General features: G+C 63.7%; 12 protein-coding genes. 3 read left to right on the forward strand and 9 right to left on the reverse strand.

Going from position 1 to position 13,777, the window contains the following annotated elements; all coding sequences use genetic code 11:
• Positions 1 to 24 precede the first annotated feature (24 nt).
• The 3 genes from odhB to ACMUOY_RS00700 form a co-directional block, all read right to left on the reverse strand.
• Positions 25 to 1,281: a 2-oxoglutarate dehydrogenase complex dihydrolipoyllysine-residue succinyltransferase gene (odhB, locus tag ACMUOY_RS00690; RefSeq protein ID WP_413890038.1), complete on the reverse strand. Its 1,257-nt coding sequence runs from the start codon at positions 1,279 to 1,281 to the stop codon at positions 25 to 27.
• 45 nt (positions 1,282 to 1,326) lie between these two features.
• Positions 1,327 to 4,194 carry a 2-oxoglutarate dehydrogenase family protein gene (locus ACMUOY_RS00695; protein WP_413890040.1) on the reverse strand — a complete coding sequence of 956 codons (2,868 nt, stop codon included), beginning with the start codon at positions 4,192 to 4,194 and terminating at the stop codon, positions 1,327 to 1,329.
• A gap of 340 nt (positions 4,195 to 4,534) precedes the next feature.
• The gene (locus ACMUOY_RS00700; RefSeq protein ID WP_413890042.1) at positions 4,535 to 5,023 is read right to left on the reverse strand and encodes a GNAT family N-acetyltransferase; all 489 of its coding nucleotides are present in this window, start codon (positions 5,021 to 5,023) and stop codon (positions 4,535 to 4,537) included.
• Positions 5,024 to 5,050: 27 nt separating this feature from the next.
• Here ACMUOY_RS00700 and ACMUOY_RS00705 point away from each other — a divergent pair, with 27 nt between their 5' ends.
• Positions 5,051 to 6,253, forward strand: coding sequence for an MFS transporter (locus ACMUOY_RS00705; RefSeq protein WP_413890044.1), 1,203 nt, complete (start codon positions 5,051 to 5,053; stop codon positions 6,251 to 6,253).
• A 256-nt stretch (positions 6,254 to 6,509) separates the two neighbouring features.
• Here ACMUOY_RS00705 and glmM read toward each other — a convergent pair whose 3' ends face one another.
• The 4 genes from glmM to ACMUOY_RS00725 form a co-directional block, all read right to left on the reverse strand.
• A complete protein-coding gene (glmM, locus tag ACMUOY_RS00710; RefSeq protein WP_413890046.1) occupies positions 6,510 to 7,844 on the reverse strand; it encodes a phosphoglucosamine mutase in 1,335 nt (444 codons plus the stop codon).
• Entirely contained in the window at positions 7,841 to 8,737 is an 897-nt protein-coding gene (folP, locus tag ACMUOY_RS00715) for a dihydropteroate synthase (protein ID WP_413890048.1), read from the reverse strand. Before folP ends, glmM begins: the two co-directional genes overlap by 4 nt.
• A gap of 66 nt (positions 8,738 to 8,803) precedes the next feature.
• Positions 8,804 to 10,720, reverse strand: coding sequence for an ATP-dependent zinc metalloprotease FtsH (gene ftsH / locus ACMUOY_RS00720; protein ID WP_413890050.1), 1,917 nt, complete (start codon positions 10,718 to 10,720; stop codon positions 8,804 to 8,806).
• A 149-nt stretch (positions 10,721 to 10,869) separates the two neighbouring features.
• Positions 10,870 to 11,553, reverse strand: a complete 684-nt coding sequence (locus tag ACMUOY_RS00725) for an RlmE family RNA methyltransferase (RefSeq protein ID WP_413890052.1) — start codon at positions 11,551 to 11,553, stop codon at positions 10,870 to 10,872.
• 21 nt (positions 11,554 to 11,574) lie between these two features.
• Between ACMUOY_RS00725 and ACMUOY_RS00730 the strand changes: the two genes are divergently transcribed.
• Together ACMUOY_RS00730 and ACMUOY_RS00735 are read left to right on the forward strand one after the other, a co-directional pair.
• Positions 11,575 to 12,048 carry a YhbY family RNA-binding protein gene (locus tag ACMUOY_RS00730; RefSeq protein WP_413890054.1) on the forward strand — a complete coding sequence of 158 codons (474 nt, stop codon included), beginning with the start codon at positions 11,575 to 11,577 and terminating at the stop codon, positions 12,046 to 12,048.
• 10 nt (positions 12,049 to 12,058) lie between these two features.
• Positions 12,059 to 12,802 (forward strand): glycosyltransferase, encoded by a 744-nt coding sequence (locus ACMUOY_RS00735; protein ID WP_413890056.1) that lies wholly within the window; start codon positions 12,059 to 12,061, stop codon positions 12,800 to 12,802.
• 9 nt (positions 12,803 to 12,811) lie between these two features.
• On the opposite strand, the gene ACMUOY_RS00740 is transcribed toward ACMUOY_RS00735, so the two are convergent.
• Both ACMUOY_RS00740 and greA read right to left on the reverse strand, forming a co-directional pair.
• A complete protein-coding gene (locus tag ACMUOY_RS00740) occupies positions 12,812 to 13,228 on the reverse strand; it encodes a DUF4149 domain-containing protein (RefSeq protein WP_413890058.1) in 417 nt (138 codons plus the stop codon).
• A gap of 15 nt (positions 13,229 to 13,243) precedes the next feature.
• On the reverse strand, positions 13,244 to 13,720 hold the full coding sequence (greA, locus tag ACMUOY_RS00745) for a transcription elongation factor GreA (protein ID WP_413890060.1): 477 nt from the start codon (positions 13,718 to 13,720) through the stop codon (positions 13,244 to 13,246).
• Positions 13,721 to 13,777 lie beyond the last annotated feature (57 nt).

The following is a 13,777-nucleotide window of genomic DNA, read 5'->3' on the forward strand; positions in this document are numbered from 1 at the left end:
TCGGTCCCGCTTGGTTGATCAGATTCAAATGTCGAACAGCAGACGCGCCGGGTCTTCCAGCGCCTCCTTCATGGCGACCAGACCGAGCACGGCCTCACGACCGTCGATGATCCGGTGGTCATACGACATCGCAAGATAGTTCATCGGACGCACCACCACCTGCCCATTTTCGACCACGGCACGGTCCTTGGTGGCGTGCACGCCCAGAATGGCCGACTGCGGCGGATTGATGATGGGCGTCGACATCATTGAACCGAAGGTTCCACCGTTGGAGATGGAGAACGTGCCGCCCGTCATCTCTTCAATGCCCAGCTTTCCTTCGGACGCTTTCTTGCCAAATTCCGCGATCTTCTTCTCGATCTCGGCAAAGCTCATCTGGTCGGCGTTGCGCAGGATCGGCACCACCAGACCCCGCGGCGATCCCACGGCAATGCCGATATCGAAGTAGCCGTGGTAGACGATGTCATTGCCATCCACTGAGGCGTTGAGCACCGGGAACTTCTTCAACGCATGAACCGCCGCCTTCACGAAGAAGCTCATGAAACCGATCTTGACACCATGCTCCTTCGAGAACGCATCCTGGAACTTCTTGCGCATCTCCATGACCGGCGCCATGTTGACTTCGTTGAACGTGGTCAGGATGGCATTGGTCGACTGCGATTGCAGAAGGCGTTCGGCCACCCGGGCCCTAAGACGGGTCATGGGCACGCGCTGCTCCGGGCGATCGCCGAGATCCACAGATGGTGCGACCACTTGCGGCAACACCTTTGTCGGCACGCCGGTCGGAATGACAGCGGCTGCAGCCGGGGCCGGCTTGGGAGCCGACACAGCGCCCAGCACATCGCCCTTGGTGACGCGACCATCCTTGCCCGATCCCGCAACCGAACCTGGAGCCAGATTGTTGTCGGCCATGAGCTTGGCGGCAGCTGGCATGGCGACGCCCGCCATGGATCCACCGGTGGATGGCGATGCGGCCGCGGCAGGGCGAGCCGCGGGAGTGGCCGCAGACGCCGCCGCAGGAGCGGCCGCACTGGCCTTGCCATCGGTGTCAATGCGGGCAATGAGCTGCTCTGCGACGACCGTTCCGCCATCGCCGACCAGGACTTCTGCCAACACGCCCGCAGACGGCGCCGGCACTTCAAGGACGACCTTGTCGGTCTCAATTTCGATCAGGATCTCGTCGGCCGCGACGGCCTCTCCCGGCTTCTTCTTCCACTGCAGCATCGTGGCTTCAGCCACAGATTCGGACAGTTGCGGTACTTTGACTTCGATGATTGCCATTTCAATTCTTTCGGTATGGAGTGAGTGCGCTGTGTCCCAGCTGCCTTATTTGGTGAGGATGAAGCCCTTGAGCTTGGCAAATGCGCCTTCGACGAGCGCCTTCTGCTGCTCCTGGTGCAGGTGGGAATAGCCAACTGCGGGCGACGCCGACGCGGCGCGCCCCGAATAGCCCAGTTTTTGGCCCTCGACCATGTTCTCGTGGATGTTGTGCTGGATGAAGAACCAGGCCCCCTGGTTCTGGGGTTCGTCCTGGCACCAGAGGATCTCCGTCGCGTTGGGGAACTTGCGCAATTCAGAGGCAAACACCTTGTGCGGGAATGGATACAGCTGTTCCACCCGCAGGATCGCGACCTCGTCGGCTCCTTTTTCTTCGCGTTTCTTGACCAGGTCGTAATACACCTTGCCCGAACAGGCAATCACGCGCTTGACCTTGTCCGCCTTGAGCGCCTTGCTTTCCCCGATGACGGTCTGGAAGCCGCCTTTGGTGAACTCGCTTAGCGGTGACGCCGCATCCTTGGCACGCAACAGCGACTTGGGCGTCATGATGATCAGTGGTTTGCGCAGGTTGCGAACCATCTGGCGGCGCAGGATATGGAAGATCTGGCTGGCCGTGGTGGGTTGCACCACCTGCATGTTGGCGTCGGCCGACAATTGCATGAAACGCTCCAGGCGCGCCGAACTGTGCTCAGGGCCCTGCCCTTCATAGCCGTGCGGCAGCATCAACGTGATGCCGTTGACACGACCCCACTTGACTTCACCGGACGCGATGAACTGGTCGATCACCACCTGGGCGCCATTGGCAAAATCGCCGAACTGAGCTTCCCAGATCACCAGCGTATTCGGATCGTTGGAGGCATAGCCGTACTCGAAGCCCAGCACAGCCTCCTCGGAGAGGATCGAATCGATGACAACAAAAGGCGCCTGGTTGTCCGCGACGTTTTCCAAAGGCACGTAGGTGCCAACATCCCACTTCTCGCGCTTCTGGTCATGGATCACCGCGTGGCGGTGGGTGAACGTGCCGCGTCCACAGTCCTCACCGGACAGGCGCACCGGGTAACCGCTGGCCACCAGCGAGGCGAAGGCCATGTGCTCGCCCATGCCCCAGTCCACGGGAAGATCTCCTCGCCCCATGGCGGCGCGGTCGTCATACACCTTGCGCACCAGTTGATGCGGCGTCACGCTTTCAGGAATCGTGGTGATCTTTTCAGCCAGCCGCTTCCATTCGGCAAGCGGAATGGCGGTTTCCCCCACGTCAGTCCATTTCTTGCCGAGAAAGGGCGACCAGTCGACCGCGTATTTGCTCTTGAAGTTGGTCAGCACCGGGTCCACCGTGTGCTTGCCAGCGTCCATGGCCGCACGGAAGGCCTTGGCCATTTCGTCACCCAAGGTGTCAGGCATCCCCTGCGAAGCCAGGCGGTCGGCGTAGAGCTTTCGAGTGCCGGGGTGCTGGGCGATCTTCTTGTACATCAGCGGCTGGGTCAGGCTCGGGGTGTCCTGTTCGTTGTGTCCCAACTTGCGGAAGCAGATGATGTCCACCACCACGTCCTTGCGGAATTCCATCCGGTACTCAAGCGCCAGTTGGGTCGCCAGCACGACGGCCTCCGGATCGTCGCCATTGACATGCAGCACCGGCGATTCGACCCCCTTGACGATGTCCGTGCAGTACAGGGTGGAACGAAGGTCGCGCGGATCGGAGGTGGTGAAGCCGATCTGGTTGTTGATGATCAGGTGCACCGTGCCACCGGTGGTGTAGCCACGGGTCTGAGCCAATGCCAGGGTTTCCTGGTTGACGCCTTGCCCTGCAAAGGCGGCATCGCCGTGCACCAGCACCGGCAGCACCTGGTCGCCACGGCGGTCGCCGCGGCGGTCCATGCGCGCACGCACCGAGCCCTCCACCACGGGGTTGACGATTTCAAGGTGCGAGGGGTTGAACGCCAGCGACAGGTGAACCGGACCGCCCGGGGTGGTCACGTCGGAACTGAACCCCTGGTGATACTTCACGTCGCCGGCCGGCAGGTCTTCGGGTGCGGTGTGGTCGAACTCGGCGAAAAGGTCGCCAGGCATCTTGCCCAGCGTGTTCACGAGCACGTTCAGGCGACCCCGATGGGCCATGCCGATCACGATTTCCTGCACGCCTTTGGCGCCAGCCTGCTGGATCAGCTCATCCATCGCGGCAATGAAGCTCTCGCCGCCTTCCAGCGAGAAACGCTTCTGGCCGACAAACTTCGTGTGCAGGAAGCGCTCCAGACCTTCAGCGGCGGTCAGGCGATCGAGAATGTGCTTCTTCTTGTCGGTGTTGAAGCTGGGCTTGCTGCGAATGCTCTCCAGCTTCTGCTGCCACCAGCGCTTTTCGGCCTGGTTGGTGATGTACATGTATTCCGGGCCGACGGTTCCGCAATAGGTCTCGCGCAGGGCATTGAGCAGTTCGCGCAGGGACATGCGGTCCTTGCCGAAGAAGGTGTTGCTGGTGTCGAAAACGGCTTCCTGGTCCGCGTCGCTGAACCCGTAGAACGACGGCTCCAGTTCATGAATGACGGGGCGCTCGGTGCGTTGCAGGGGATCCAGATCGGCCCAGCGCTGTCCGACATTGCGGTAAGCGGCGATCAACTGTTGCACAGCCGTGCGCTTGCGACCCATTTCGACGTCGGCGCTGGCTTGCACCACCTTGGTGCCGCCCTGCTTGGCGCGCTCGGCGAACGCATTGATCACGGGCAGGTGCGGAACATCCTTGGCGTCACTGCCGTCGCTGGCCGGAACATGCTGGAGCGCATCAAAATAACTGCGCCACGTGTCAGGCACACTGCCGGGATTGGCGAGGTAGTTTTCGTACATCTCTTCGACGTAAGGCGCATTGCCCCCGAAGAGATAGGTGTTGCCTGAATAGGCGGCGTAGACGGACTTTGTCTCACTCATGTTTCGCTGACCTCAATTCCCCTGCAGGGAACATTAGCTGGTTGAAATACCTCCCGCGACACGGCTGAACCGATCTGCGGATGCGACTGTGGCTTAGGAAGGGCCCTGGAAAGCCTTGCGATTTTGCCATCGAAACCCTGCACGCAACTGACAAGCTCCGCGAGAGACCCCATGATGCCGGGCCCATGCCCGTACAACCAGGGCGCCATGACCGCACGGGCGTCGCACCCGGCGCCACCGCTCAGGCCGGCGGGTCAGTTGCTACACTAGTAATAGCATCAACTGACCTTCGGGTGCTGGGAAGCGCCCAATTTCACTGAATTCTTGGCTGTTCAGGCCGTCAGTCCAGGCATTTCTGCAGGAACCGGGCCGAACCGAGCGCCGGATCGAGCTGGTAGCCGGCAAAGCCAATGCGTTGGTACAGGCGCCAGGCCGGCGCGTTGCCCGAGAGCACCTCCAGCGTGAGCTTGCAAGCACCGCGATCCCGCGCCATCCGCTCCACTTCAGCCAGCATGCGCTCACCCACCCGGTGGCCCCGATGGCTGGCAAGGACCACGACGTCGTGCACATTGACCAGCGGACGGCAGGCAAAGGTGGAAAAGCCCTCGATGCAATTGACCAGGCCGACAGGCTGCTCGGCGTCAAACGCCAGAACGCTGAAAGCCTGCGGGCGCAAGGCGAGTTCGCGCACCAGGTTGCTCCGGGCATGTTCGGACAAGGGATGGCCCCCACCGGCTGGGTCGCGTGCGTAGGCGTCCAGCAGGTCAACGACCGCTCGCGCGTGGGGTGGATAGTGGTAGTCCGCAGCAATGACAGTCAGGGGGTTCATTTCGCAAGCGTAAAGCACAATGTAACGATGCGCGAACGCACCTGGCGAACCGCGGCCATGCTGGGCACCGCCCAGACCCTGGCCTTTGCCTCCACCTACTATCTGCCGGCGGTGCTGGCCGATTCGATGGCACGCGATCTCGGCGTGAGCGCACCCGTGGTGTTCGCCGCATTTTCACTGGCCATGCTGGTGTCCGCGCCATTGGGCCCTCTGACCGGGCGGGCCATCGACCGCCACGGCGGACACGTGGTCTTGCCGCTGACCAGCCTGGTCTTTGCCACGGGGCTGGGTGCCCTGGCGCTCGCACAGGGACCTTGGAGCCTCTTTGCGGCCTGGGCTGTCATGGGGCTGGCCATGGGCAGTGGCCTGTACGAGGCCGCCTTTTCGGCCCTGGTGCGCATCTACGGCAGCAATTCCCGGGGCGCCATCACGGGCATCACGCTGGTCGCCGGATTTGCCAGCACCGTTGGCTGGCCCCTGTCAGCCTGGATGGAAGCCCGATGGGGTTGGCGCGGTGCCTGTGCGGGTTGGGCCGCAGCCCATCTGCTACTGGGATTGCCGCTGAACGCCGCATTGCCCCGGCACACCCATCCGGCCAGTCCTGCAACCCAACCGAGCGCCAGCGTGGCCGCTGGCGGCCCGCCACAGCACAGCGAGCCAGCCAGAGCGGGCACCGGTTCGGCCTTGGCCTTGGCCGCGGTCTTTGCCATCGCCTGGTTCATCAGCACCGCCATGGCCACCCATTTGCCCCACCTGCTGCAACTTGCCGGACTGGGCCTGGGTGCCGCAATCAGCATCGCGGCGCTGGTGGGGCCAGCCCAGGTCGCCGGCCGGCTGGCCGAGTACGGCCTGCTCAGACACGTTCACCCGCTGCACTCGGCCCGCGTGGCGGCCGCAGCCCATCCCGTCGCGGCACTGGCATTGCTGCTGGCCGGCGCCCCGTTGCTGGGCGCCCTCGCGCCGATGTTCGTGATGCTGCATGGCGCCGGCAATGGCATCCTGACGATTGCCAAGGGCACCTTGCCACTGGCCTTGTTCGGACCCCACGGCTACGGCGCCCGCCTGGGCCTGATCATGACGCCGGCGCGCTTCGCGCAGGCCCTTGCACCGCCTCTGTTCGGCCTGGCATTGGAACGATGGGGCGCCGGGGCGCTGTGGATCACCGCCGGACTGGGGCTGGTTTCGCTGGGCCTTCTGCTGGGTTTGCGCGCCCGCCCAGGCAGCGCCTGAGCGCGCCGGCGGAGGTGCGCCGCTCAGTGCGTGAGCAGGAAGGTCTGGTTGCTGCAGGTGTTAAGGGGTTGATGGCCTCGCAGCCCGGGCCAGCCCATGCAGGCTGTCGCTGAAGGCCAGATTGGCAGGGAGGCGGCGAAACTCCCGTTCCGTCACAGGCTGGGGGACGCTCCTGCGTTGCGCGAACGATGCGCGCAGAAACGACATGGCAAGCGCCAGGCAAGGGGTGACACAACGGTACTTCGTTTGACCGGCCTCAGCCGGCCTGCACCGCCTCGACCAGACGTTCGGCACAGGCGCTCGACACGGCGGGATCAACGGCCTCGACCATCACCCGCAGCAGGGGTTCGGTGCCGCTGGCGCGGATGAGCACCCGGCCCCCATCGCCCAGTTCGGTCTCCACAGCCTGGATCTCGCCGGCCAGGCGGCGGTTGGCCGTCCAGTCGGTGCCCGGTTGCAGGCGTACGTTGAGCAAGGTCTGCGGATACAGATTCACCCCGGCCAGCAGCTCGGCCAGTGTCTTTCCGCTGCCCACGCAGGCCTGAAGGACCTGCAGCGCGCTGATGAGTCCGTCCCCGGTGGTGTGCTTGTCCAGCGCCAGCAGGTGGCCTGAACTCTCCCCGCCCAGGATCCAGCCCCGGTGACTCAATTCCTCGAGTACGTAGCGGTCACCGACCTTGGCGCGCACGAAATGGACACCCCGTTCCTTCAGCGCCACCTCCACGGCCTTGTTGGTCATCAACGTGCCAACACAACCCGGAACATCCTCGTCGCGGGCGATGCGGTCTGCCACCATCAGATAGAGCAGCTCATCCCCGTTGAACAGGCGACCGCTCGAATCGACCAATTGCAGGCGGTCGGCATCGCCGTCCAGCGCCACGCCGTAGTCGGCCTGCTGCGCCCGCACCGTCTCGACCAGCGCCTGCGGGTGGGTGGCACCCACCTCGTGGTTGATGTTCAGTCCATCGGGTGCGCATCCGATGGCAATCACCTCCGCGCCCAGCTCATGAAACACCTTGGGCGCAATCTGGTAAGCGGCTCCATGTGCCGCGTCCACGACAATTTTCAGGCCTTTTAGCGTGAGGTCGCTGGCGAAAGTACTCTTGCAAAACTCAATGTAGCGCCCGGCCGCATCGTCCAGGCGGCGCGCCTTGCCCAGGTGGGCAGAGTCCACCCAGACCGGGGCCTCTTCAAGCGCCGCTTCGACCGCCCGCTCCCAGTCGTCCGGCAACTTGGCGCCCTGGGCGCTGAAAAACTTGATGCCGTTGTCAGGAAAGGCGTTGTGGCTTGCGCTGATCACCACGCCCAGGCTGGCCCGCAAGGCACGGGTGAGATAGGCCACGGCGGGCGTCGGCACCGGCCCTAGCAGCACCACATCGACGCCGGCCGAGTTGAAGCCGGACTCCAGCGCAGACTCCAGCATGTAGCCCGAAATGCGGGTGTCCTTGCCGATCAGCACCGTCGGGTGCTCGTCCGAGCGCTTCAGCACGCGGCCCACGGCGTGGGCCAGGCGCAGTACGAAGTCGGGCGTGATCGGCGGCTGGCCCACGGTGCCCCGAATTCCATCGGTTCCAAAGTATCTTCGTTTCATCCCAGCGTCTCCTGGTCTTTCTTTGCTATCAATACGTGACTATCCGGCGTCGCCTGTTCGCGCATCGCGCCCCAGACGGCCAGCGCCTGCACCGTCTCCAGCACATCATGCACCCGCACGATGGCGGCGCCCCGGTCCGCCGTCAGAACGGCCGCAGCCACACTTGCGGCCAGCCGCGAAGCTGCCTCGGGCGCAAGGCCCTGCGTGGCAGTCACCGCGCCCAGCGAAGACTTGCGCGACCAGCCGACCAGCAACGGAAACCCCTCGGCCAGCAACTCGGCCTGCCGAGCCAGCAGGCTGAAGTTCTGTTCCACCGTCTTGCCAAAACCGATCCCCGGATCCAGCACGATGCGCCCACGAGCAACCCCCGCCGACACGGCGCGCGCCGCAGCCTGTGACAGGAAGGCCCGCACAGGCGGCACCACATCCCCTTGCATGGGAAGCACCTGCATGGTCAATGGGTCCCGGTGCATGTGCATCAGGCAGATGCCACACGACGGATGGCGGGAAACGACCTCTACGGCGCCCGGCTGTCCCAGCGCCCGGATGTCGTTGATGATATCGGCGCCCAAATCCAGCACGGCTTGCATGACGGCCGGCTTGAAGGTATCCACCGAAATCGGCACGCCGAACTTGACCGCCTCGCGAACCAGCGGCACGACCCGAGCAAGTTCCTCCTCCAGCGGCACCGGAGGCGCGCCGGGCCGGGTTGATTCACCTCCGATGTCGAGAATGTGAGCACCGTCGCGCAGCAAGCGCTCGCAGTGGTTCAGGGCCGCCGACAGATCGGCGAGCCGCCCGCCGTCGGAAAACGAGTCCGGCGTGACATTGACGATGCCCATCACCCGTGGGCGCGTCAGATCAATGGAGTAGCGGGTGGTTTGCCAGAACATGAAAGAAACAAGAACGGGGCGCGAGGCCCCGTGATTGTGCCCGTGCGGGCGGAAGGAATGGCCGGCTCAGGCTGCCGTCGGTGCCGGGTCGGTCTTGACCGCCGGGCTGCCACCGCTGCCGCCCCCACCTGCCGGCGGCGTGCGGGGTGTCCAGTCCTTCGGCGGACGCGGCTCGCGCCCTGCCATGATGTCGTCGAGTTGCTCGGAATCGATGGTTTCCCACTCCAGCAGGGCTTTGGCCATGGCGTGCATCTTGTCGCTGTGCTCTTCGATCAGGCGGCGGGCCAGCGCGTATTGCTCGTCGATGATGCGGCGCACTTCGGCATCCACCTTCTGCATCGTTTCTTCGCTCATATTGGTGGTCTTGGTCACCGAACGGCCCAGAAACACCTCGCCTTCATTCTCCGCGTAGACCATGGGTCCGAGCGCTGCGGTCATGCCGTAGCGCATGACCATGTCGCGGGCGATGTGGGTGGCGCGCTCGAAGTCGTTGCTCGCGCCGGTCGTCATCTGGTGCATGAAGACCTCTTCGGCGATACGGCCCCCGAACAGCATGCTGATCTGGTTCAGCATGTAGTCCTTGTCGTAGCTGTAGCGGTCTTGCGCGGGCAGGCTCATGGTCACACCGAGTGCGCGGCCGCGGGGAATGATGGTGACTTTGTGCACCGGGTCGCACTTGGGCAGCAGTTTGCCGATCAGCGCGTGGCCCGATTCGTGGTATGCGGTGTTGCGGCGCTCTTCCTCGGGCATCACCATGCTCTTGCGCTCCGGGCCCATGAGGATCTTGTCCTTGGCCTTCTCGAAGTCCTGCATCTCGACAACACGGGCATTGCGGCGAGCGGCCATCAGCGCCGCTTCGTTGCACAGATTGGCCAGATCCGCGCCGCTCATGCCAGGCGTGCCGCGGGCGATCACGCCGGGGTTCACGTCCTGCCCGATCGGCACTTTGCGCATGTGCACGCTCAGAATCTGTTCGCGGCCGCGGATGTCCGGCAGGGTCACGTAGACCTGACGGTCAAAGCGGCCGGGCCGCAACAGCGCCGCATCCAGGATGTCCGGCCGGTTGGTGGCGGCCACCACGATCACGCCGACGTTCGTCTCGAAGCCGTCCATCTCCACCAGCATTTGGTTCAGCGTCTGTTCGCGTTCGTCGTTGCCACCGCCCAGCCCGGCCCCACGCTGGCGACCCACCGCATCGATTTCGTCGATGAAGATGATGCAAGGGGCATTCTTCTTGGCGTTCTCGAACATGTCGCGCACACGCGCTGCGCCCACACCGACGAACATCTCCACGAAGTCCGAACCCGAAATGCTGAAGAACGGGACCTTGGCCTCACCGGCGATGCCCTTGGCCAGCAGCGTTTTGCCGGTCCCGGGGGGGCCGACCAGCAGCAAGCCGCGCGGAATGCGTCCGCCAAGCTTCTGGAACTTTTGCGGATCCTTCAGGAAGTCCACGACTTCCTTGACCTCTTCCTTGGCCTCGTCACAGCCCGCGACGTCGGCAAACGTGACCTGGTTGGTGCTTTCGTCCAGCATCCGGGCCTTGCTCTTGCCGAAGCTGAAGGCGCCACCCTTGCCGCCGCCCTGCATTTGGCGCATGAAATAGACCCATACCCCGATCAGCAGCAACATCGGCCCCCAACTGACCAGCAGGGTCATGAGCAGCGAGCCCTCTTCGCGTGGTTTGACGTCAAATTTCACGCCGTTGTTGATCAGATCGCCGACCAGGCCCCGGTCCAGAAAGGTCGCCGTGGTGCGAACCCGCCGGTCATCCGTCATGGTCGCCACAATCTCGGTGCCGCCCTGCCCTTCCTGGATCGTGGCCGACTTGACCCGGCTGGCGCGAACCTCCTCCAGGAAATCCGAATAGCCCATGTAGGTCGCACCGGCCCCGCCACGGGTGTCAAACTGCTTGAAAACAGTAAACAACACCATGGCAATCACGAGCCAGATGGCAATTTTCGAGAACCACTGATTATTCAAGCGAGGCTCCAGTCACAAATTCTTCACGCGGTAGCAGTAAGTAAAGGCCATTTTAGGCGTTTCAAGCAAAGCAACCGTTGTTTTTCCCGATTGCGGCCACAGGCGCCACAGGGGATTGGCGCCAGGGCTTGCCCAGCCCTTGACCTGGGTCAGTTCTGGCCAGCGCGCTTCAAACCTTGACCCACCAGAAAGGTCTCGGAGGACCGATCGCGCGAGGCCTTCGGCTTGAACGGTTTGACCACTCGAAACGTCTCACGGAACAAGCGCACCAGTTCGTCATAGCCGCCGCCGTGAAACAACTTCACCACGAGCGCACCTTCGGGCTTGAGGTGGGCCAGGGCGAACTCGATCGCCAGTTCCACAAGATGAACCACGCGCGCCGCATCCGCCGACCCGATGCCCGACAGGTTCGGCGCCATGTCGGAGACCACCACATCGGCCTGGCGCCCCGCCAGAGCGGCTTCCAGCCCTTTCAGGGTAGAGGCCTCCCGAAAGTCGCCCTGCAGAAAACAAACGCCCTCGATGGGCTCCATCGGCAGGATGTCCATGGCGATGATGACGCCATTGAGTTCCCCTGTGGCTGCCCCCCCGCCCGTCGCGGACTTGGGCGACAGCCGGCGGCGCACATACTGGCTCCAGGCACCCGGTGACGAACCCAGGTCCACGACAACCTGTCCGGGTTTGATCAGGCCGAACGACTCGTCGATCTCCTTCAGCTTGTAGGCCGCGCGCGCGCGAAATCCGTCCCGCTGCGCCTGCTTCACATAGGGGTCGTTGATATGGTCGTGCAACCACGCCTTGTTGACTTTTTTGCCCGGGGTCCTGGTTTTCATGTTGCCCTTGATAATACGGCCATGGCTCAAATACAACTTACCCCTGCCGAGCGCAAGGTCCACCGCGCGCTGGCCCACCACCTGGATCCGGTCGTCATGATCGGTGGCGACGGACTGACGCCCGCCGTGCTCAAGGAGGCGAATGCCGCGCTCAGCGCCCATGGGCTGATCAAGATCCGGGTGCTCGGCGACGACCGCGCTGCCCGGGAACTGATCTACCAGACCTTGGCCAACGAGTTGAACGCCGCGCCCATTCAGCACATCGGCAAGCTGCTGGTGCTGTGGCGGCCGATTCCCGAAAAGGAAAAGACGGTCGACGAAGACCGCATGCCCGGTCCTCGCGACTTCAAGGTCTTGAAATTCAGCAAACGCGGCGGCCAACGTCCCGAGGTGAAGACCCTTCGCGTGCTGGGCAACCAGCGACTGACCTCGGGCGGCCAAATCAAGCGGGCCAAGCCGAAGATGAAGTCCATCAAGAAAGCCCGTCACGACTGACGCATTGCGCATGAGGGACACCGACGCGCCGCTGCGCAACGTCATCTGCATGAAATGGGGCACCAAGTACGGCCCCGAATACGTCAACCGCCTGTACGCGATGGTGCGCCGGCACCTGACCGGTGATTTCCGCATGGTGTGCCTCACCGACGACCCGACGGGTATCCGCAAAGAGGTGCAATGCTTTCCCATTCCGGCGCTGGACCTGCCGCCTGGCATCCCTGAGCGCGGCTGGACCAAGCTGGTGACGTTTTCCCAGGATCTTTACGGCCTGAAGGGAACCGCCCTCTTCCTGGACGTCGACGTCGTGATCGTCGGTCCGCTGGACGAATTCTTCGATCTTCCCGGCGACTTCCTCGTCATTCACGACTACAAGCGCCCCTGGCGCATCACCGGCAATTCCTCAGTCTACCGATTCGAACTGGGCGCACACCCCGATGTGCTGGCGTATTTCCGCACCCATTTCGACCAGGTGCGCACCGCCTTCCGCAACGAGCAGGCCTACCTCTCAGACTTCATGCAACGCAAGGGCCTTCTGGCCTATTGGCCTGCGGCCTGGTGCCCCAGCTTCAAGTACCACGGCATCCCGCGCTGGCCGACCAACTACTGGAAGCCCCCGTTTGTGCCGGCCGGGGCCCGCATCGTGATCTTTCACGGCGAATGCAATCCGCCCGATGCGCTGGCCGGGCGCCGCAACCGCCGGTTTCGGTTCATCAAGCCTGCCGACTGGGTGGCCGAGCACTGGCGGGAATAGCCCCCGCGCTCAGGCCTGCGGCTGCCGCGCGGCGCGCCAGAGCAGAAGTCCGGTACACAGCCACTGCAGCGCGTACAGGGCGCTGCCCACCGTGTGCCACAGCTTCAGATCCTCGCGGGCCAGAATGCGCGGTGCAACACCAAACTCGACCAGCAAAGCCGCCAGCATCGAAATCGCTACCAGACCGATAGCAGAAAACGACCATCTGACGCTGGGATTGTCCGCATTCGACCGCATAACCAGCAAGACGAGACCGCCACAGGCCAGCGAAACCCAGGTCTGGGCGCCAAACAGACGGCCGGCCAGATTTCCCGCCATGGCGGGCGTGGGCAGATGGGCAAACAGCATCGGCACCACGAAGCCTGCAATCGCGCTCAGGCTGCCCCACCACAGCGCCAGCGCCATCACGGCCAGTCGATCCTTCACCCGGTCCGCCCCGGCTCAGACGTAAGTCACGGCGACGACTTCATACCGCCGCACGCCACCTGGCGCCTGTACCTCGGCCGTATCGCCCTCCTCCTTGCCGATCAGCGCACGCGCGATCGGACTGGAAATGTTGATCAGCCCGTGCTTGAGGTCGGCCTCGTCCTCGCCGACGATCTGGTAGGTCACTGCAGCACCTGTGTCCTCGTCTTCCAACTTGACCGTGGCGCCGAAGACCACCCGCCCACCGGCGTCCAGCGCCGCCGGATCGATGATCTGGGCCGCTGACAGCTTGCCCTCGATCTCCTGGATGCGCCCTTCGATGAAGCCTTGACGGTCCTTGGCCGCGTCGTATTCGGCGTTCTCGCTCAGATCGCCCTGCGCACGGGCCTCGGCAATCGCATTGATGACCCAGGGTCGGTCGACCGTCTTGAGCCGATGCAGTTCGGCCTTCAGCTTTTCGGCGCCGCGCTTGGTGATGGGTATGGTGGCCACTTTGAGAGTCTCCAAAAGGAAACCGCCGAGCGTTGCCGTCCGGCGGTGTCAAGATAA

This window comes from Candidatus Skiveiella danica (genome assembly GCF_022705245.1).
GTDB lineage: Bacteria > Pseudomonadota > Gammaproteobacteria > Burkholderiales > Burkholderiaceae_C > Skiveiella > Skiveiella danica.